Origin of the sequence: Actinoplanes cyaneus, assembly GCF_016862095.1 — a bacterium.
Lineage (GTDB): Bacteria > Actinomycetota > Actinomycetes > Mycobacteriales > Micromonosporaceae > Actinoplanes > Actinoplanes cyaneus.
The window spans coordinates 14259-32595 of record NZ_BOMH01000043.1 but is presented as its reverse complement, the minus strand read 5'-3'; the positions used below and the strand labels follow the sequence as shown (position 1 = coordinate 32595).

Genomic DNA, 18337 nt, shown 5'->3' with positions numbered 1-18337 from the left:
GCGACAGCAAGGGCAGGCTCTAGAGCGGCAGCACCACAGCGGACGGCTTGCCCCCGAAACACGTGATCGACATGCGATAACGGCTGATTCCGTTCGCGAAGACCACCGACGCGGTCAGGCCCGGCCCCGGGTCGGCTCCCTCCACCACGAAGCCGTCGGCCGGTTCCCAGCTCAGCACCTGCACGTTCCCGGAGACGCAGATGGCGTTGACAGCGCCGCCCCTCGACACCAGGCGGGTGGTCTCCGGGCCGGCCGAGGTGGGCGGCGCGCTCTCGCCGGCGCTCGGCTCGGGCGCCGGGGAGGGTTCGGCCGAGCCGGGCGCCGGCGAGACGGCGGCGCTGGCCGGCAGGTTGCTGGCCACGGCGGCGGCGCTCCGGTCGTGCCGGGTGCCGCTCGGGCTCGGCGGCGTGGCGGCGGCCGACCGCGGGCGGCCGGGCGGCACCGCGGCCCGGCTCACGGGCGGCACGGCGCCGACCGCCGCCGGGTCAGGATCATCCGCCCGGGTGGCCCACCATCCGAGGAGGGTGAGCAGCAGCGCGACCAGCACCGTACCGGCGAGCAGCAGCCGCCGGTTGTCGTGCCGGGGCCGGCCCGGCCGGGCTCCCGCGATCAGCTCGGTCTCGCCGTCGAGCCGGGTGGGCGGGAGCACCGCCTCGCCCGCTTCGAATCCGGGGATCCACTCCGGGTCGTCCGGCCCGGCCTGCCGGCCGTCGAGCGAGGAGGCAGCAGCGTTCAGGTCCTCCGGCGGGAATCCCTCCGGACCCCGGCCGTCCATCGGCGACTCGCCGGACGGCGTGCCACTCAGCGGCAACGCCCCGGACGGCGGGTCGTCCGGCGAGGGGCCGCCGGCCGGCACAGGCGCGGCGGGGGGCGACGAATGCCGGCCCTCCACGGGCGGCGCCCCGGCGGTGGCGGGCTTCAGGACGGCCGCCTCCGCCGCGTCGCCCAGGATCGCCGACACCTCGGCCGCGTCCGGCCGGTCCGCCGGCTCCTTGGCCAGGCAGCGGTCGACCATCTCGGCCACCGCCTCCGGCACCCCGGGCAGCTCCGGCAGCGGCGCTGGCTCGGCGTACATGTGCGCCGACAGCATCTGGGTCGTCGTCTCCACCGTCCACGGCGACTCGTCGGCGAGCAGGCGGTACAGCAGCACGCCCAGCGCGTACACGTCCGACGCCGGTTCGATCGCGCCGCCGGTGAGCCGTTCCGGCGCCAGGTAGGCGGGCGTCCCGAGCAGCCCTTCGTCGGGCTCGGCCGGCCCGGCGGCCGCCGCGATGCCGAAGTCCACCACCTTCGCCCCGGCCGGCGTGACCATCACGTTGGCCAGCTTGATGTCCCGGTGGACCAGGCCGTCGGCGTGCGCGGCGGCGAGGGCCGCAGCCACCTCACCGCAGATCCGGAAAACCCGCCGGGGCGGCATCGGCGCATCCGCCACACGCTGCTGCAACGTGGGCCCATTGATCAATTCCATGACGACGTACGGAACAGGGGTCCCGTCCTCGTCGGATTCGCCGAAGTCGTAGATCTGCGCGATGTTGGGGTGCGACAGGGTCGCCGCGGCGCGCGCCTCGTGCAGGATGCGCGAGCGGAACCGGTCGTCGCCGGCGTATCGCCCGGCCAGCACCTTCACCGCGACCGGCCGGTTCAGCACCTCGTCGGTGGCCCGCCACACGATGGCCATTCCGCCCCGGCCGAGTTCGTCGTGCAGTCGGTAACGTCCTCCGAGTTTGCGTCCCTCGTCCACTCGTCGCAGTTTGCCGAAATGCTCGGGAATTCGCACATCGGCCATCCTGCGAATGCCATTCATCTTTCATATTCCGCGGCGCGTGGATATCTTCTGAGATCGTGGACAAAGCCTCGAGACGCCCCCGCCCGGCCGATGCCCTGGTGAGCCGGTTCCTCGGTCTCCCGCCCGCTTCGCACGGCTACACGTCGGAGCAGGTGCGGACGCCGATGCGGGACGGGGTGCGCCTGCTCGGCGACCACCTGGCCCCGGGCACCGCCACGCCGAAGGGGACGGTGCTCATCCGGACGCCGTACGGGCGGAGCTTGCCCAATCCGGTGATGAACGGGACCGTTTTCGCGGCGCGCGGCTACCACGTGCTGTTACAGAGCGTGCGCGGGACCTTCGGCTCGGAGGGCGTGTTCCGCCCGATGTCGCAGGAGGCCGAGGACGGTCAGGACACCGTCGCGTGGCTGCGCGAGCAGCCGTGGTTCGACGGGAACCTGGCCACCCTCGGGGCGTCCTACCTGGCCTGGTCGCAGTGGGCGCTGCTGCAGGACCCGCCGCCGGAGTTGCGCACCGCGGTGCTCTACGTCGGCCCGCACGACTTCCGGGAGGCGGTCTTCGGGACGGGCGCGTTCACGCTGGGTGACTTCCTCGGCTGGAGCTATCAGATCGCGCACCAGGAGGACGGGCTCGCCGGGCGACTGTTCAGCATGGTCACGGCGAAGCGCCGGCTGCGGCCCGCGCAGGAGGGGCTGCCACTGGCCGACGCGGCCGAGCCGGTGCTGCTCGGGCGCGCCCCCTGGTACCGGGAGTGGCTGGAGCACCCGGACGGCGACGACCCGTGGTGGACGCCGTACCGCGCGGGCGCGGCCCTGGCCCGCCTGGACATCCCGGTGCTCCTGATCGGCGGCTGGCAGGACCTTTTCCTCGACCAGACGATGGCGCAGTACGAGGCCCTGCGCGCCCGTGGCGCCGACGTCGCGCTGACCATCGGCCCGTGGACACATCTGCAGGCCGGGATGCAGGGCGCCGGGGTTCTGACCCGGGAGAGCGTCGCCTGGCTCGATCAGCACCTGACGAACGGCCCCGCGGCCCGCAAATCACCCGTTCGGGCGTACCGGACCGGCGAGCGCGCCTGGCACGAGCTTCCCGCGTGGCCACCGCCCGCCGATCCGGCGACGTTCCACCTGCGGGCCGGGCGGCGGCTGACCACGACCGCGCCGGACGGGCCGGAGGGCGTCGCCGAGTTCGTCCACGACCCGGCCGACCCGACCCCGTCGGTGGGTGGGCGGACACTGACCGGCTCGATGGGCGTGCGGGACAACCGGGCGCTGGAGGCGCGGCGGGACGTGCTGACGTTCACCACCGATCCGCTGCCGACCGCGGTCGACGTGATCGGGCGCCCGGAGCTCACGCTCACGGTCGCGGTGGACAACCCGTACGCGGATGTCTTCGTCCGTCTCTGCGACGTAGATCCGCGTGGCCGTTCGCGCAACTTCGCCGACCAGTACCTCCGGCTGGACGCGTCGGTGCCGGCCGGCGAGCCGCAGCGGCTGACGCTGACCCTGGATCCGTGCTTCCACCGGCTGCTCGCCGGGAACCGGCTGCGGCTGCTGATCGCCGGCGGGGCGTTCCCGCGCTTCGACCGGAACCGGGGCCCTGACGGGGCCGGGCTCGCCGCCGCCCGGCACACCGTGGACATCGCCGGGTCGGCGCTCACCCTGCCGGTGGCGGCGGCACCTCCATCCACCATTCGGTGAACTGGCGGGCCTGGCCGGTGTGGTCGAGGCGCAGCACCCACATGTTGCGGTACTCCCGGTCGGGGTAGACGGTGCGACCCTCGATCACCGCGAGCTCCTCGGTGATGATCACCGGCTGCCAGGTGAACGTGGTCGTGCCCGGTTCGTCGCGCTGCGCGAGCCAGCCCGCCACGATCGCCTCCCGGCCGACCCACGGCGGTGAGTACGGCTCGGTGAAGTACGCCGCGTCGTCAGCGAACAGATCGCGGATGTCGTCCGGCTCGTTCGACTCCCACGCGCGGCGGTAACGCCGCACCCAGGCGGTCACCGCATCCAGGCTCGTCATCGCGCCTCCTCCCGTCGCGTCAGCCGACCCGTCATTTGACCAGAGCGATCCGGGCGCCGGATAGGGTCACGTGGTGACCGACAACTGGCGCCATCTGCCGGCCCCGGCCCGCCCGGTCGCGGTGGCCGTCACCGCGGCCGTCGACGCCGTCCGCAAGGGCGAGGCGGAGGCGCTGGACGACGCCGTGAACGACCTGGCCGCTCTCGACCCGGCGCACGCCGGCCTGATCCTCGGGACGACGGTCCGCCTGCTGTTGGAGGAGGGACATCCGGACGGGCTCACCGCCGACGACGTCCGCACCGCGCTCGCCTCCTGCGTGCGCGCTCACCCGGACGCGCATCCGCAGGTCGTCCTCTGGCTGCTGGCCGGCGCGCTCGGCGTGCTGGACGAGGACGGCATCCCGGCGCCGCAGCCGGCCGCGCTGGCCCGCAACGCCGCGCTGCTGCTCACCGACCTGCTGGCCGGGCGCGACCCCAGGGTGTGGCTGACCGCCGCGCTGACCGAGATCCAGCACACCCAGCTCAACGACTGACAGTCCGATTGTCCCGGGCCCAGGCGCAGATCGCGGCGAGCGGCTCGCGCAGCGTGCGACCGAGCCCGGTCAGCTCGTACTCGACGTGCTGCGGCGGGTCGGCCTGGTACACCCGGCGGCTGACCAGGCCGTCGGTCTCCATCCCGCGCAGCGTCTCGGTGAGCATCTTCGGGCTGATCCCGGGGATCCGGCGACGCAGGCGGGCGGGGCGTTGCGGCCCGTCGGCGAGCGCGTAGATCAGCAGCACCCGCCACTTCACCGCGAGCCTTTCCAGGGCCTGCCGCGTGACACAGTCCTCCTCCAGCACGTCCGGCACGACCAGGTCCACGCCCCACCCCCATGGGCACCCCGAAGTGCCCTCTGTCCAGCCCGACGCAGGCAGCCTAGCGTCGGACCGTGACCGAGACAGTGACGTTCTTCAGTGACGGACTTCGCCTCGAAGGGGTGCTGCGCACCGCTCCCGGCAATCGTGCGGCAGTGCTCACCGGCCCGTTCAGCGGCGTGAAGGAACAGGTGGTGGCGGAGTACGCGGAGCGCCTCACCGCGGCCGGCATCACCACCCTGGCGTTCGACCACCGCGGCTTCGGCGCCAGCGAGGGGCGCCGTGGGCATGAGGACAGCCAGGGCAAACTGGCGGATCTGCGGGCGGCGGTGGGCGTGCTGGACGGGTACGACCGGGCGCTCGTGGGGATCTGCCTGGGCGCCGGGTACGCGATGCGCGCCGCCGCCACGGATCCCCGGGTGAAGGCGGTCGCCGGGATCGCCGGGGCCTACAACAGCCCGGCCTGGTTCGCCGAGCGGATGGGTCACGTGGCGTACCGGAAAGCCTTGATCGACATGATCGACCGCTACGACGAGGAGCTTCCGGCGGTCGCCCTGGACGGCGAGGCGGCGATGCCGGGCGAGGAGCCGTGGTCGTACTACTCGGCCTGGATCGGCACTCCGGGCTGGGAGAACCGGGTGACCCGCGGCTCGCTGCACAGCCTGATGACGCTGGACGTGCTCGGCGTGCGCCCGTTGCTGCCGCCGAGCCTGATCGTGCACGGCCGGGTGGACGCGTACTGCTCGCCGGAGCTGGCCGAGGCGATGCACGCGGACGAGACGCTGTGGCTGGACTCCAGCCGGCACGTCGACCTCTACGACGTGGACGAGCACGTGACCCGGGCGGTGGGGCGAACGGTGGAGTTCCTGAGCCGGACGCTTTAAAACTTTGCAGAGTCTGCAAAGTTGTGGGTAGCCTCCGGAGCATGAACCGGGACGACAAGCGGCGGCTCACCCGGCGCGCCCTGATCGGCGCCGCGCTCCGGCTCGCCGACGAGCGCGGCGCCGATCGCGTCACGGTGGACGAGATCAGCGAGGCCGCCGGCGTCTCCCCGCGGACGTTCTTCAACTACTTCCCGGCCAGGGAGGACGCCCTCGTCGGCGACCCGCTGGAGGGCGTCACCGACCCGCGGGAGCTGCTGATCGGCGCCCCGCCCGGCCCCGCGCTGGCCGCGGTGGAGGCCGCCCTCGCCCCGGCGATCCGGCTGATCCAGGACGATCGGGAGCTGTGGCTGCTCCGGCTCCGCGTGATCATGAACAATCCGCACCTGCTCCCCCGGCTGGCCGCCACGGCCGCGACCGCCGAGCAGGAGATGACCGCCGCGATCGCGGAACGTCTGGGCCTCACTCCGGGTCACCCCTATCCACCGGTGCTCGCCGCCGTCACGGGCGCCGCCCTCCGGGTGGCCCTGATGCGATGGGCGGCAGACGCACAAAACGGCGCTACGGACGTACCGGAAATGCGCCTTTCTGATCATGTGCACGAGGCTTTCGGCATGGTCGCCGGCGGCCTGGCCGACCCACCCCCATCACCGCACCGAGGAATTCGATGACCGCTACCCCCGTCCCCGCCGACACCGCCGAGGCGGGCGGCCGGATGACCCACCGCGAGGTCGTCCAGGCCCTGTCCGGCCTGATGCTGGGCATGTTCGTCAGCATCCTGGCGTCCACCGTGGTCGCCAACGCCCTGCCGACGATCATCGCCGAGCTGGGCGGCAGCCAGTCCGTCTACACCTGGATCGTCACCACCGAGCTGCTCGCGATGACCGCCACCGTCCCGCTCTGGGGCAAGATGGCCGACCTCTACAGCAAGAAGCTGCTGATCCAGCTCTCGCTCGGCCTGTTCGTGGTCGGCTCGCTGATCGCCGGCCTCGCCCCGAACGTGGAGATCCTGCTGGTCAGCCGCATCGCCCAGGGCGTCGGCGCGGGCGGCATGTCGGCCCTCGCCATGATCGTGATGGCCGCCATGATCCCGCCGCGTGAGCTGGGGCGTTACTCCGGCATGTTCGGCGCGGTCTTCGGCGTCGCCACCATCGCCGGCCCGCTGATCGGCGGCGTCCTGGTGGACACGTCGTGGCTGGGCTGGCGCTGGTGCTTCCTGATCGGCGTGCCGTTCTCGATCGCCGCGATCCTGATGCTGCAGAAGACGCTGCACCTGCCGGTCACCCGCCGCGAGGTGAAGATCGACTGGCTGGGCGCGCTGCTGATCACGGCCGGGGTCAGCACGCTGCTGATCTGGTCCACGCTCGCCGGCCCGCAGCACTTCGCCTGGATCTCCGGGACGAGCGCCGCGTTCGTGGCCGGCGGCCTGGTGCTGCTGGCGCTGGCGGTCTGGGTGGAGTCCCGCGCCGCCGAGCCGATCATCCCGCTGGGGATCTTCCGGCACCGCACGGTCAGCCTCACGGTCATCGCGAGCGTGCTGGTCGGCGTCGCGATGTTCGGCGGCACGGTGTTCCTGTCGCAGTACTTCCAGATCTCGCTGGGCAAGTCGCCGACGGTGGCCGGCCTGATGAGCCTCCCGATGATCTTCGGCCTGCTGGTCTCCTCGACGGTCGCCGGCCAGCTGATCACCAAGTTCGGCAGGTGGAAGATCTTCCTGGTCGCCGGCGCGGTCGTGATGACCGGCGGGATGCTGCTGCTGAGCACCATCGGCGCGGACACCTCGGTGCCGCTGATCTCGGTCTACATGGCCGTGCTCGGCATCGGCGTCGGCATGCTCATGCAGAACCTGGTGCTGGCCGCGCAGAACGACGTGCCCGCCACCGAGCTGGGCGCCACCACTTCGGCGCTCACGTTCTTCCGCAGCATGGGCGGCTCGATCGGGGTGAGCGCGCTCGGCGCCGTCCTGGCCGCCAAGGTCACGTCGCTGGCCACCGAGAAGTTCGGCGCCGCGGCCGGCTCCGGCGGCTCGGCGAAGGTGCCTGACCTGGCCACCCTGCCGCCCGAGGCACGCGCGATCTTCGAAGACATCTACGGTACGGCGACCGCCCACCTCTTCATGATCGGCGCCCCGATCGCGTTCCTCGCGGTGATCGCCGTCCTGTTCATCAAGGAGAAGCCGCTCTCGACGCTCACCGGCGACGAGCGGGCGGCGCAGGAGCAGGCCACCGCGGCCCTGCACTGACCGCCGGACAAGGCTCCGGCCCGCACCGGCAGCTGGAAAAGGCGCGACCCCACGGGGGCCGCGCCTTTTCTCATGTCGGAATCGGTCAGCCGTCGCCACCCACCCGGGTGAAACGGCCGCGGGAACGCGCGCGGGCTTTCAGGAGGGCCGCAGGCCCACCGAGGTGCGCGGCGAGGGTGGCTCGGCGCAGCCGAGCAGGCCGACCAGGCCGGAAACCCAGAGCTGCCGGTAGACCGTGGCACTGGGATGACTCACCACGAGCTTGATGCCGCTGGCGGCCGCGGTGTGGAAACACGCCACCAGGATGCCGATCCCGATGCTGTCGATCAGCATCACGCGCTGAAGATCGAGGCAGATCCTGCTGGGAGTCATGGTCGTCAGAACGTCGTTCACGGCGTCCCGCATGACGTGCGCGTTGTCCAGATCGATTTCGCCGCTCGGGGCGATCTCGACAGTGCCGTCGGCCAGCTGGCGGGTCGTGATCGGCAGATACACAGCTGCCCTCTCTTCTGGCGCCGGGAGGTCCGACACCGACTTGCCGCGGGACACGGTGGGGTCGCCCCGATGAAAAGGTCATCCGCACGCGGCGTTCGCTGGGAGACGCCCATTCACTGGAGACGCCCAGCCGCTGGAGATGCCCAGCCGAACCCGCGTTCCTACAACAATCCGCTGGTCTGCAAGTTACGCCACGTAGGCGCGGAACGCCAGAGTAGTTCATATGGCCGGAATGTGCTGGAACGGTCACTGCGTGGCGACCACGTTGACTGTCCACTGAAACTGGCCGAATACTCACCGTATGCGATGGAGCACCGGACGGCATGGGTGACGCCGGCCCCGGAGCCGGTTCCGCACCGGCCCCGGACAACGTCTACTTCGACAGCGTCGGCGTCCGCGAGGCCCGTGACGTACTGAATCGTTTCTACCACCCGGTGTCCCTGGGAGCGCCCGAGACCACCGACGCCAAGGTCGACGTCGAGGTGATCCAACTCGGACCGCTCACGGTGGGTCATCTCAGGTTCGCCGGAGGCGTAACGCTGATCGCGGCCGAGGTGGACGCGTACCACGTCACCCTTCCGGTCATCGGGCGCGTGCTGGCCCGCCGCAACGGACGGGATCTCACCGCCGGGCCGGCCACCGCGCTCGTCTTCCGGCCCGGCGATCCGGTCTACCTGCGGCCGGAGGCGCCGTCTGCGGAGATCGACGTGCGGATCGAGCGGTGGGCCCTGGAGAGTGAACTCGCGTCGCTGCTCGGTCACCCGATCGAGGGACCGATCGACCTGCCACCCGCGTTCGACCTGACCGGCGGCCCGGCGCACAGCTGGAGCCGGCTGATCCGGCTGCTCCACGACGAGCTGGAACACGAGACCAGCCTCATCTACCAGCCCATGATCGCCGAGCAGCTGTGCAGCAGCGTGCTGAGCGGGCTGCTGCTCAGCGTGCCGCACCGCTACCACGACGAGCTGACCACGCCGGCCGGCGCCGGGCCGCCCCGGGCACTGCGGCGGGTGCTGGACGCCGTCAACGACGAGCCGGACCGGGCCTTCACCGTGGCCGACCTGGCCGGCATCGCGGGGACGAGCGTGCGCTCGCTGCAGGAGGGGTTCCGGCGGCATCTCGGGTGCACACCGATGGCGTACCTGCAGCAGACCCGGCTGGATCGGGCGCACGACACCCTGCGCGAAGCGGACCCGAGCCTGGTCACGGTGGCCGCGGTCGCCAACCGGTGGGGCTTCGCCCACCTGGGGCGCTTCGCCTCGGCGTACCGGGCGAGGTTCGGCGTCTCCCCGTCGGAGACCCTGCGCCGGCCCGGCTGAGAGTCACTCCCCCGGATCGCACCGGCGGGGCTGAGGCACCTCGCCGGCGCGGCGGGCCGACCGCGTCACCGGCGCCCGACGTGCCCCGAAGAGGGGGCCGTGCGACGGCGTCCAATCCCGCCAGGGGGCCAGCACGGGCGCCAGCGCGACCGCGTCACCGTCCCCCGGGCCGCGCAACTGCCGCAGATATCCCTGCACCCGGCCGGCCGACGACGCGCCGGCCTCGACGAGCTGCCGCATGATCCGCAGGGTGTCCGCGTCCGGCGGCTCCTCCGCGTCACGGCCCAGCAGGGCAGCCAGGCCGTTCAGCGCCCGCGTCACCTCGCCCGCGTCCCGCTCCGCGTCCCAGAGCCCGGTCATGCCGCGCCTGCTTCCGGCGTTCCCTCCCGGGCGCCACCGGCACTACCGTGCCCACCTGCAAAACCGTGATCAGTGCAGTCGGCCATGCGGTCCCAGTCCCCTCACCCCACATACGCCGCGCCGGGCCAGGGCCCGGCTCTCGGGACGGTCCGCCCCGGGCGTACATGACAGGCGAAAATGTATTCGGCCCACTACTTTGCGTCCATCCGTAACGCGCAGGTCCTGTCCAGTTAGCGCTCAGTTCGGGCCTTCTTACCCTCACCCGGCGTACAGAATGGGTTCCGGGCAGATCTTTCACACGGAGGTGGACACCCATGAACACGATCCGGACAACGCCGGAGGACAGCGCGCCGCCCGTCTGGCGCACCGGCGCCGAGCAGCCCTGGGACCCCGAGGATCTGGCCGTGGCCCAGGGCAAGGACCCGACGCCGGAGAACGTCGCGCGGGCGCGCGCCGAACTCGAGCGCGACGGCGCCGCCGCGATCGAGCGGACCGTTCCCTAGCCGGGACAGCGTTCCCCAGCAGGGATGGGACGTGTGTCCGGCTCAGGCGAGCCGGACCGTCCGGCCCTGCGCGATCGCCTCGTCCGCGGCACCCAGCACCGCCGTCACCTGCCGGCCGAACCGGACGTCGACAGCGGAGGCCGGGCCACCCGCGGCGGCTGCCAGCAGCTGATCGATCGCACGCCCGAACATGTCCACGGCGTCGAACTCGACGGCCGGCACCGGCCACACCCCGGCCTCGCCGGCGAACTCGGCCGACTGCCGCGCGGCCGCCGCCGGGGCGTCCACCGAAAGGGTGAGCCTGCTGATCGCGCCACCCTCGTGGCGCAGCACCAGCGCCGTCAGGTCCCGCTCGCCCGCCATCCCGGTCACCTCGGTCACCGGCCCGAGCACCGGCAGCACCAGCGACAGGGCGTGCGGCCCGACATCCCAGAGGCCGCCACGCTCACGCCGCCACGGCGAGGCGCCGAACGGGTTGTCCGGCGTGAAGATGGAACCGAGGTGGTCGACCCGCGCCTCGGTCCAGCCGCCCGCCGCGACCGCCTCGGCCAGGAACTTCTCCGTCTCCGGCACGAACCGCCGGGTGAAGAAGACCACCGACGCAAGGTCACGCTCCGCGACGGCAGAGGCCAATTCCGAGGCCTCGTCCGTACGCAGTGAGACCGGCTTGTCCAGGATCAGATGCCGCCCGGCCCGGGCCGCCCGGAGCGCGATCGGCCCCTGAACGTCCGGCGGCAGCGCGATCGCGACCGCATCCACGTCGGCGAGCAGCGCGTCCACGTCCTCGTAGGCGCGGCTCCCGTGCTTGGCGGCCAACTCCTGAGCCTTGGCCGGATTCCGTCCCCAGACACCGGCGAACTCGGCTTCCGGGTGCCGCGCGAGGGCCTCGGAGTGCACCATGTGCGCCCACGGGCCAGTACCGAACAATCCGAAGCGCACTGTTTGCCCACTCTCCTCTGCAAGATCTCCAGGGGCCGGAAGTTACCAGCCCAGGGTCACCTCAGTAACCTGTGCCGGGTGAACGGTCCCCTCTCGGTGGCGACCATCGTCGTCGCTCTCCTCCTCGCGGCGTGGTATTTCCTGCGCTCCGCACTCGACCGCGCGCCCAGCCGCCTCGACCTGCTGACCATGGGCGGGCTCAGCGCCCTCGTCGCGGTCCTCGTCGTGGTCGCCGTGATCGGCCTCTTCGACGGGCCCCGCCCATCCGACACCGCCACGTTCGGCGGTTACCTGATCACCACGATCTGTTTCGCCCCGGTCACCGCCTGGCTGGCCAAGATGGAACCCACCCGCTGGGGCAGCCTCATCCTCGGCGTCGGCGCCGTCGTCCTGCCCGTCCTCGTGCTGCGCCTGCAGCAGATCGCGTCGGTGACCGGTGCCTGACGAACCCACCACCTCCGCCCGGCCCCGCGACGCCGCGCTCGGCACCGGTCTCGGGCGGGTCCTGCTGCTTGTCTACGGCACGTTCGCGCTGTCCGCGAGTGCCCGTGCGCTGGTTCAGATCAGCACCCACTTCGGCGAGGCGCCGCTGGCGTATGTGTTGTCCGCCTTGGCCGGGTTGGTCTACATCGCGGCTACGGTCGGCCTGGCGGTGGGCGGGGTCCGGGGGCGGCTCATTGCGCTGGTGAGCTGCAGCATCGAGTTGATCGGGGTGCTGGTCGTGGGCACCCTGAGCATTGCTGATGCGGTCGCCTTCCCGGATGACACGGTGTGGTCGCGGTATGGGAGCGGGTATGGGTATGTGCCGCTGATCCTGCCGTTCATCGGGCTGTGGTGGATCTGGCGTCGCCGGCCGGAGCGGGGCTAGAAGCGGCCAAGGTGCTGCCGCCGCAAACTGTGGCTGAGTGGGCACGGTTCGCTAGCCAGGCCACCTCCGCCCTGACCACGGTGCTGCCGCCGCGAGCGGTCGCTGGGTGGGCGCGGTCCGCTGACCCGGGTGCGGCATCACGGCAGGCGGGCGGTCGACTGGTACTCAGGGCTGTAATACGTGCCGGAAACAACCGTCAGCACCAGCTCGCCCAGCGCGGCTGGCGCTCAGGGTTGCAATACGTGCGGAAAACAACCGTCAGCGCCAGCTTGCTCCGGGCGGCTGGCGCTCAGGGGTGCAATACAGGTGGGAAACACCCTTGAGGACCAGCCGACGGAACTCGGCTGGTGCTCAGGGATGGTCAGTTCTCGGACTCGATGGCGTGGGGCAGGAAGTTGCAGTTGTCCCTGGTGACAAGGCCTTCGACGCCGAGGCCCTCACGGATGCCCATGCCGGCCGGCTCGCCGTCGATCAGCCACGAGCCGATGACCGGGTGGACCGTGCCCTCCAGCCCGTCGAAGGACGGCAGCTCGCGGAGTTCCTGCACGATGTAGCGCCCGTCCGACCCGTACTCCGAAGGGTTGTCGACGATCGGGGTCCCGTCCCGGACCAGGGTCACCGAGCCACCCTCGCGACCCCAGATCGGCTTCTTCGCGTACGACGTGAGCTGCGCCGCCTTGGACGACTCCGCGAAGTAGGCCGGCAGCAGGTACTTGCCGCGCTCCGGGTCGGAACCGAACAGTTTCCACAGCACCGGGAGCAGCGCCTTGTTGCCGAGCAGCGCGGCCTTGTAGGGCGGCTCGATCCACACCGTGCCGCGTTTCGCGGGGTCGGCCATGTTCCGGAAGAAGGCCTTGCCGCCCTCGTCGTGCCAGAACCACTCCCACGGGTAGAGCATGAAGATCACGTCGATCGGCTGTGCCTCGTGCTCACGGCCGGGCCCGGGCACGAAGACCACCCGGTCGTCGGCAACGTCCCAGCCGATCTGGCTCATCGCGATCAACTCGACCGGGAAGCCGGCCTCCTCGGCCGTGGCCATCAGGTAGGCGACGTTCATCCGGTCCTCGCCGGAAGTGTCCGACGTCTCGTACGCGAAGAAGATCTTGGGCTTTTCCGGGAGCCACGGACGGGCCTCGCGCAGCTTGGCGATGTTGCGCCGCCACGCGCCGGGCTCGGCCGGCTCGCCGCCCGGGGTCGCTTCCCAGCCGACCAGCCGGTCGTGGATGGAGTTCCACTGCCGCCACTCGTGCCGGGTGACCCCGGTCTGGTCCATCCAGTGCCACTGGATCACCGCGGCCTCGACCAGGGACGTCGGCGTCTGCGCGTTGAACTCCAGCAGCTTGGGGGTGCTGCCGGCGCCGTGGTACCACAGGTCGAAGCGGCCGTAGATGCTCGGCGAGAAGTCCGGCGTCTGCATCGGCGTGCGCATGTCCGGGTCCTTGTCGTAGTGCGTCCACGTCTCCGCGTCGCCGTCGAACCAGGTCCGGATGATCTGCTCGTGCGTGTACTCCGGGATGCCGATGCGGCTCAGGAAACACGCCTCCGGCGTGCAGATCGAGGACATGAAACCCTGCCTGCGGCCTTCGACGGTACGCCGTGGGCACTGCTCGACCATCCAGTCGCCGGCCTCGAGGCACATGTCGTACAGCGTCGCCGTGGCCGCCTCGAGCTCCTCGATCTCGGCGGCGGTGAAGTCGTAGTACGGCCCCTCCTGCCAGTACGAGTACATCGACCCGTCGGGCAGCACGTCGTCGTTGTAGGTCAGCCCGAGACTGAAATTGGTCAGCCGCCAGCCGTCCCGGACCGGACCGTACGGAATGCGTCGCATCTACTGATCATCCACCCGAGGAGCCGTGGCCCGAGGAGCCCTTGCTGCCGCTGCCACCCTTGCCGACGACGCCCGTCTTGACGGTGCCGTTGCCGACCCGGCCGGTCGACGGCAGCCCGTACGTGCTGCGGGAGGCCGAGTCGTTGTAGGCGAAGCGGCTGCCGCCGGAGGGCAGTTTCTCGCCGACCCGGTAACCGGAGCGGTAGCTCGGCGAGTGGTAGATGTAATACCCGCCACCGCCGCCGTAATAGGCGCCGCTGCGGTGGGTGTCGTCGCAGTAGTCCTCGTCGACGATCACACCGTTCTCGTCGGCGCAGTAGAAGCCTTCGTCGTGATAGCGGTCGTTGTCACAAGCCGCCGCGCCGCCCGCGGCGAGCAGCAGGAATGTGCTGGTCAGCGACACGCTGCGGGAACTCATGCGTCGGTTCATCACTTCTTTGTAGCCGCTCTCAGCAAGTTGCCAGCATCAGTCTCTCGGCCCACCGGCCACGTAAATCACCTGACCGGACACGAATCCGGCGCCCTCGCTCGCCAGGAACGAGACGGTGTTCGCCACATCCTCGGGACGGCCCGCGCGGGCCACCGGGATCTGACCGATCGACGCCTTCTCGAAGTCGGCGAAGTCGACGCCCATCCGCGCCGCGGTGGCCCGGGTCATGTCGGTGACGATGAATCCGGGGGCCACCGCGTTCGCGGTGATGCCGAACTTGCCGAGCTCGATGGCCAGCGTCTTGGTGAAGCCCTGCAGCCCGGCCTTGGCCGCCGCGTAGTTCGCCTGACCGCGATTGCCCAGCGCCGAGGTGCTCGACAGGCTCACGATCCGGCCGAAGCCCGCGTCGACCATGTGCTTCTGCACCGCGCGGCTGAACAGGAACGAGCCCTTCAGGTGCACGCTCATCACGATGTCCCAGTCGTCGTCGGACATCTTGAAGAGCAGGTTGTCGCGGAGCACGCCGGCGTTGTTGACCAGGACAGTGGGCGGGCCGAGCTCGGCCACGACCCGCTCCACCGCGGCGGTCACCTGTTCCGGCTTCGACACGTCGGCGCCGATCGCGACCGCGGTGCCGCCGGCGTCGTGGATCGCGGTGACCGTGTTCGCACAGGCGCCCTCGTCGAGGTCGACGACCGCCACGGCGAGGCCGTCAGCGGCGAGCTTGAGTGCGATGGCCTCACCGATGCCGCGGGCGGCTCCGGTGACGATGGCGACCCTCGACGATGCGGACTGCGACACTGCGGCCTCCCGTTGTGATCTTCGCTGCTCCCTGCCGCACTCTAATCCGGGTCAGGCAGTTCTGCGCACGCGGATCCACCGGTATCCGTATCCGGCCACCGGAAGATCGGCGAGCTTGCCCGGGTCCGGGTACTCGGAGTCGGCGAGCACGTCGTTGGGCAGCTCCGCGGTCTCGCCGATGCTGCTCAGGTCGACGGTCACGTCGTCCGGGCCGAGGTTGTGCAGGAACAGCATGGTGCCGGTGCCGTCCTCAGCCCGGTGCACGAGCAGGCCCTTCGGCACGGGCACGTCGACGTACGAGCAGGTGCCGCTGCCGACCTCGGGCGCCTCGCGCAGCGTGCGGATCATCCGCTCGAACCAGGAGAGCAGCGAGGTCCGGTCATGGCGCTGCAGGGTGACGTTGACCTTCTCGTAGCCGAAGTCCCCGTCCGTGATCATCGGGCGGACCAGCTGATCGGGTTCCGCGCCGGAGAACCCGCCGTTGGGCATGCCGGACCACTGCATCGGGGTGCGGATGGCGTCGCGGCCCTCGAGCTTCAGGTCGTCGCCCATGCCGATCTCCTCGCCGTACCTCAGCACCGGGGTACCGCGGAGACTGAACTGCAGCGCGTACGCCAGTTCGATCCGCCGCCGATCGTTGCCGAGCATGGGGGCCAGGCGCCGGCGGATGCCCCGGCCGTAGAGCTGCATGTCCTCGTCGGGGCCGAACCTCGCGAAGACGTCCGCGCGCTGCTCGGCGGTGAGCCGCGACAGGTCGATCTCGTCGTGGTTGCGCAGGAACGTCGCCCACTGACCGCCGGGCGGCAGCGTCGGCGTGTCCCGCAGCGCGTCGATGATCGGCTCCGGATCCTCCCGGGCCAGCGCGAGCACCATCTTGGCGTTCAGCATGAAGTCGAAGAGCATGTGGATCCGGTTGCCCGAGCCGCCCTCGTCGCCGAAGTAGGTGACCAGCTGCGCGGGCTCCACATTGGCCTCGGCGAGCAGCACCGCGTCGCTCTTGCGCCACTGCAGGTGCGAGCGCAGCTCGGTGAGGAACGCGAAGTCCTTGGGCGCGTCCGGGTTGCCCGGGTCGGTCTCCTCGATGATGAACGGCACCGCGTCCATCCGGAACCCGGCCACCCCCAGCTGCAGCCAGAACGCGCAGATCTTCTTGATCTCCTCGCGCACCTCGGGGTTCTTGATGTTGAGGTCCGGCTGGAACTTGTAGAAGCGGTGGTAGTACCAGAGCTTGGCGGTGCGGTCGTAACTCCAGGTCTCCGCCTGCTCGCCGGGGAAGACCATGCCCTGGTGGCGATCCGCCGGCTCGGTCTCGCTCCAGACATACCAGTCGCGGTACGGCGAATCGGGCGACGACCGGGCGGAGACGAACCACGGGTGCTTGTCCGAGGTGTGGTTGACCACCAGGTCGATGATCACCTTGATGCCCCGGTTGCCGGCCTGGTGCAGCAGCTCGGCGAAGTCCCCGAGGTTGCCGAACCGCGGGTCGACGTTGTAGAAGTCGGCCACGTCGTAACCGTCGTCGCGGTCCGGCGACGGGTGGATCGGGTTCAGCCACAGGCAGGTCACACCCAGCCGGGCCAGATAGTCGAGACGGCCGATCAGTCCGGGGATGTCCCCGCAGCCGTCGCCGTTCGAGTCGGCGAAGGTATCGATGTCCAGGCAGTACACGACCGCCTGCTGGTACCACCGGTCACTCATGCACCTTTACATGTCCGCCCGTCCCCGCCGCAAAACGTCGGGCGAACCCGGCCGCGGCGACCGCGACGATCCCCAGCGGCGCCAGGGTGAGCGCCACCTCACCCGCGGTGACCGTCTCCGGCACCCAGGTGGTCGTGCCGGCCAGCACTGTCGAGTCCCAGGTCTGCAACAGCACGATCGGCGCCAGCAGCATCCCCGGGAACACCAGCGCCACGCGACGGCGCACCGGCGGCTCGAGCCCGATCGTCACGCCGGCGAACAGCGCCAGTGGCAGCCAGACCGAGAGATCGTCGACCTGCAGGAACGGCAGCCGTTCGGCCCAGGCGGCGAACAGGGAGACCGACACGGCGGCCGCCAGCATCCCGAGACCGAGGCGGCCGGCCAGCACCCGGGCCGGGCGGGCCGTCCGCGCGGTGGCGAAAGCGGCCGCCACCAGGATCGCCATGCTCGGCACCCAGGCCAGGCGCATCGCCGCCCACGGGGTCAGGCCCACCCAGAACGTCAGGGTGCCGAGCTCGACCAGCAGCGTGACCCCGGAGAGCACGGCCGCCGCACGGTAACGCCCGGCCAGCGCGGCGGCCGCGACCGCGAGCCAGGCCACCGCGCGTGACGCCGGGTCGGCCAGGCCCGCGGCACCGCCGAGCGTCGTCGGGACGTGGTGCAGCCGGTCGGCGATCGCCTCGGTGACCGTGGCCACGGCGAAACCGCCGATCAACAGGGCCACGAAGAGGGCGCTGAGCGCGGCGGCGTCGCGCCACGCCGTACTGCAATCGGCCCTTGCTTCTCTGCTGAAGCGGACCGCGAGGCCGGCGCGGAGCAGGTCGAGGGCATCGGCCGGGCGAGGGAGGCGCCGGCCCGGCGGCGAGCCGGCGAGCAGGACGCCGAGCATCTCCTCCTGGTAGACCTCGCGGTGGGCCGCGGGATAGACCCGCAGCAGCCGGCGATACGTCTTCTCCAAGGTGGTCATGCGGTGGCTCCCCCGAGGCCGGCCCGACGGATCTTGAGGCGGCGCTCGGCAATGGTGGCCTGCTGGCGCAGGCGGGCGGACTCGGCGGCCAGGCTCTGCTCGCCGGCCCCCGTGAGCCGGTAGTAGCGCCGCAGCCGGGACTGGACGACCTCCTCGCGATCGACCTCGATCAGGCCGTCGAGGCGCAGGCGGTCGAGCGCGGCGTAGAGCGTCCCGGCGCGCAGCCGGACCCGCCCGCCGGTCATCGTGGCCACGTCCTCGATCACCGCGTATCCGTGCCGGGGCTCCTCGGCCAGGGCGGTGAGCACCAGGAACGTCGGCTCCCGCATCGGCATGTCTGT

Annotated in this window: 21 protein-coding genes; 9 read left to right on the top strand and 12 right to left on the bottom strand. The window is 71.1% G+C overall.

The genetic code is table 11. The features are described 5' to 3' along the window. Window positions 1-19: 19 nt before the first annotated feature. Window positions 20-1786 carry a serine/threonine-protein kinase gene (locus Acy02nite_RS29115; RefSeq protein ID WP_239175327.1) on the bottom strand — a complete coding sequence of 589 codons (1767 nt, stop codon included), beginning with the start codon at window positions 1784-1786 and terminating at the stop codon, window positions 20-22. Between the two features lie 56 nt (window positions 1787-1842). On the opposite strand from Acy02nite_RS29115, the gene Acy02nite_RS29110 reads away from it, so the two are divergent. After that, window positions 1843-3486: a CocE/NonD family hydrolase gene (locus tag Acy02nite_RS29110; protein ID WP_239175326.1), complete on the top strand. Its 1644-nt coding sequence runs from the start codon at window positions 1843-1845 to the stop codon at window positions 3484-3486. Here Acy02nite_RS29110 and Acy02nite_RS29105 read toward each other — a convergent pair. Then, the gene (locus Acy02nite_RS29105; protein WP_203746490.1) at window positions 3443-3811 is read right to left on the bottom strand and encodes a nuclear transport factor 2 family protein; all 369 of its coding nucleotides are present in this window, start codon (window positions 3809-3811) and stop codon (window positions 3443-3445) included. The two genes, Acy02nite_RS29110 and Acy02nite_RS29105, sit on opposite strands and share 44 nt — an antisense overlap. Window positions 3812-3884: 73 nt before the next feature. On the opposite strand from Acy02nite_RS29105, the gene Acy02nite_RS29100 reads away from it, so the two are divergent. After that, complete coding sequence (locus tag Acy02nite_RS29100; protein ID WP_203746488.1) at window positions 3885-4343, top strand: hypothetical protein; 459 nt, start codon at window positions 3885-3887, stop codon at window positions 4341-4343. Here the strand turns inward: Acy02nite_RS29100 and Acy02nite_RS29095 are convergent. Then, window positions 4333-4671 carry a winged helix-turn-helix transcriptional regulator gene (locus Acy02nite_RS29095; protein WP_203746486.1) on the bottom strand — a complete coding sequence of 113 codons (339 nt, stop codon included), beginning with the start codon at window positions 4669-4671 and terminating at the stop codon, window positions 4333-4335. The genes Acy02nite_RS29100 and Acy02nite_RS29095 overlap by 11 nt on opposite strands. Window positions 4672-4739: 68 nt before the next feature. Between Acy02nite_RS29095 and Acy02nite_RS29090 the strand changes: the two genes are divergently transcribed. From Acy02nite_RS29090 to Acy02nite_RS29080, 3 genes are read left to right on the top strand one after another with little or no spacing between them, the layout of a single operon-like run. Next, a complete protein-coding gene (locus tag Acy02nite_RS29090; RefSeq protein ID WP_203746484.1) occupies window positions 4740-5549 on the top strand; it encodes an alpha/beta hydrolase in 810 nt (269 codons plus the stop codon). Between the two features lie 41 nt (window positions 5550-5590). Further along, entirely contained in the window at window positions 5591-6217 is a 627-nt protein-coding gene (locus Acy02nite_RS29085; RefSeq protein WP_203746482.1) for a TetR family transcriptional regulator, read from the top strand. Further along, window positions 6214-7788 (top strand): MDR family MFS transporter, encoded by a 1575-nt coding sequence (locus tag Acy02nite_RS29080; protein ID WP_239175324.1) that lies wholly within the window; start codon window positions 6214-6216, stop codon window positions 7786-7788. Before Acy02nite_RS29085 ends, Acy02nite_RS29080 begins: the two co-directional genes overlap by 4 nt. A 138-nt stretch (window positions 7789-7926) precedes the next feature. On the opposite strand, the gene Acy02nite_RS29075 is transcribed toward Acy02nite_RS29080, so the two are convergent. Continuing rightward, window positions 7927-8283, bottom strand: coding sequence for an STAS domain-containing protein (locus Acy02nite_RS29075; protein ID WP_014694448.1), 357 nt, complete (start codon window positions 8281-8283; stop codon window positions 7927-7929). A 323-nt stretch (window positions 8284-8606) separates the two neighbouring features. Between Acy02nite_RS29075 and Acy02nite_RS29070 the strand changes: the two genes are divergently transcribed. Beyond that, a complete protein-coding gene (locus tag Acy02nite_RS29070; protein ID WP_203746480.1) occupies window positions 8607-9602 on the top strand; it encodes a helix-turn-helix transcriptional regulator in 996 nt (331 codons plus the stop codon). A 3-nt stretch (window positions 9603-9605) separates the two neighbouring features. On the opposite strand, the gene Acy02nite_RS29065 is transcribed toward Acy02nite_RS29070, so the two are convergent. After that, complete coding sequence (locus tag Acy02nite_RS29065; RefSeq protein ID WP_203746478.1) at window positions 9606-9962, bottom strand: hypothetical protein; 357 nt, start codon at window positions 9960-9962, stop codon at window positions 9606-9608. A 314-nt stretch (window positions 9963-10276) separates the two neighbouring features. On the opposite strand from Acy02nite_RS29065, the gene Acy02nite_RS29060 reads away from it, so the two are divergent. Next, complete coding sequence (locus Acy02nite_RS29060; protein ID WP_203746476.1) at window positions 10277-10465, top strand: hypothetical protein; 189 nt, start codon at window positions 10277-10279, stop codon at window positions 10463-10465. Between the two features lie 42 nt (window positions 10466-10507). Here Acy02nite_RS29060 and Acy02nite_RS29055 read toward each other — a convergent pair whose 3' ends face one another. Then, on the bottom strand, window positions 10508-11404 hold the full coding sequence (locus tag Acy02nite_RS29055) for a Gfo/Idh/MocA family protein (protein ID WP_203746474.1): 897 nt from the start codon (window positions 11402-11404) through the stop codon (window positions 10508-10510). 78 nt (window positions 11405-11482) lie between these two features. On the opposite strand from Acy02nite_RS29055, the gene Acy02nite_RS29050 reads away from it, so the two are divergent. Then, window positions 11483-11848, top strand: coding sequence for a hypothetical protein (locus Acy02nite_RS29050; protein WP_203746472.1), 366 nt, complete (start codon window positions 11483-11485; stop codon window positions 11846-11848). Continuing rightward, window positions 11841-12272 carry a hypothetical protein gene (locus Acy02nite_RS29045; protein WP_203746470.1) on the top strand — a complete coding sequence of 144 codons (432 nt, stop codon included), beginning with the start codon at window positions 11841-11843 and terminating at the stop codon, window positions 12270-12272. The genes Acy02nite_RS29050 and Acy02nite_RS29045 overlap by 8 nt, the downstream gene beginning before the upstream one ends. Window positions 12273-12633: 361 nt before the next feature. On the opposite strand, the gene Acy02nite_RS29040 is transcribed toward Acy02nite_RS29045, so the two are convergent. From Acy02nite_RS29040 to Acy02nite_RS29015, 6 genes are read right to left on the bottom strand one after another with little or no spacing between them, the layout of a single operon-like run. Further along, entirely contained in the window at window positions 12634-14100 is a 1467-nt protein-coding gene (locus Acy02nite_RS29040) for a glutathionylspermidine synthase family protein (RefSeq protein WP_203746468.1), read from the bottom strand. A gap of 7 nt (window positions 14101-14107) precedes the next feature. Beyond that, window positions 14108-14530: a hypothetical protein gene (locus tag Acy02nite_RS29035; RefSeq protein WP_239175321.1), complete on the bottom strand. Its 423-nt coding sequence runs from the start codon at window positions 14528-14530 to the stop codon at window positions 14108-14110. 36 nt (window positions 14531-14566) lie between these two features. Then, window positions 14567-15331: a 3-oxoacyl-ACP reductase FabG gene (gene fabG, locus Acy02nite_RS29030; protein ID WP_203746466.1), complete on the bottom strand. Its 765-nt coding sequence runs from the start codon at window positions 15329-15331 to the stop codon at window positions 14567-14569. 51 nt (window positions 15332-15382) lie between these two features. Next, on the bottom strand, window positions 15383-17029 hold the full coding sequence (locus Acy02nite_RS29025; RefSeq protein ID WP_203746464.1) for an alpha-amylase family protein: 1647 nt from the start codon (window positions 17027-17029) through the stop codon (window positions 15383-15385). Next, a complete protein-coding gene (locus tag Acy02nite_RS29020) occupies window positions 17022-17996 on the bottom strand; it encodes a hypothetical protein (protein ID WP_203746462.1) in 975 nt (324 codons plus the stop codon). Before Acy02nite_RS29020 ends, Acy02nite_RS29025 begins: the two co-directional genes overlap by 8 nt. Continuing rightward, the gene (locus Acy02nite_RS29015) at window positions 17993-18331 is read right to left on the bottom strand and encodes a PadR family transcriptional regulator (protein WP_425548222.1); all 339 of its coding nucleotides are present in this window, start codon (window positions 18329-18331) and stop codon (window positions 17993-17995) included. Before Acy02nite_RS29015 ends, Acy02nite_RS29020 begins: the two co-directional genes overlap by 4 nt. Window positions 18332-18337: the final 6 nt, after the last annotated feature.

Excerpts from the sequence above, each read along its gene's own strand:
- Acy02nite_RS29080 (WP_239175324.1), top strand. The coding sequence starts at position 6,214 with ATGACCGCTACCCCCGTCCCCGCCGACACCGCCGAGGCGGGCGGCCGG.
- Acy02nite_RS29040 (WP_203746468.1), bottom strand. The coding sequence starts at position 14,100 with ATGCGACGCATTCCGTACGGTCCGGTCCGGGACGGCTGGCGGCTGACC.
- Acy02nite_RS29085 (WP_203746482.1), top strand. The coding sequence starts at position 5,591 with ATGAACCGGGACGACAAGCGGCGGCTCACCCGGCGCGCCCTGATCGGC.
- Acy02nite_RS29015 (WP_425548222.1), bottom strand. The coding sequence starts at position 18,331 with ATGCCGATGCGGGAGCCGACGTTCCTGGTGCTCACCGCCCTGGCCGAG.
- Acy02nite_RS29060 (WP_203746476.1), top strand. The coding sequence starts at position 10,277 with ATGAACACGATCCGGACAACGCCGGAGGACAGCGCGCCGCCCGTCTGG.
- Acy02nite_RS29020 (WP_203746462.1), bottom strand. The coding sequence starts at position 17,996 with ATGACCACCTTGGAGAAGACGTATCGCCGGCTGCTGCGGGTCTATCCC.
- Acy02nite_RS29070 (WP_203746480.1), top strand. The coding sequence starts at position 8,607 with ATGGGTGACGCCGGCCCCGGAGCCGGTTCCGCACCGGCCCCGGACAAC.
- Acy02nite_RS29065 (WP_203746478.1), bottom strand. The coding sequence starts at position 9,962 with ATGACCGGGCTCTGGGACGCGGAGCGGGACGCGGGCGAGGTGACGCGG.
- Acy02nite_RS29115 (WP_239175327.1), bottom strand. The coding sequence starts at position 1,786 with ATGGCCGATGTGCGAATTCCCGAGCATTTCGGCAAACTGCGACGAGTG.
- Acy02nite_RS29025 (WP_203746464.1), bottom strand. The coding sequence starts at position 17,029 with ATGAGTGACCGGTGGTACCAGCAGGCGGTCGTGTACTGCCTGGACATC.
- Acy02nite_RS29035 (WP_239175321.1), bottom strand. The coding sequence starts at position 14,530 with ATGAACCGACGCATGAGTTCCCGCAGCGTGTCGCTGACCAGCACATTC.
- Acy02nite_RS29105 (WP_203746490.1), bottom strand. The coding sequence starts at position 3,811 with ATGACGAGCCTGGATGCGGTGACCGCCTGGGTGCGGCGTTACCGCCGC.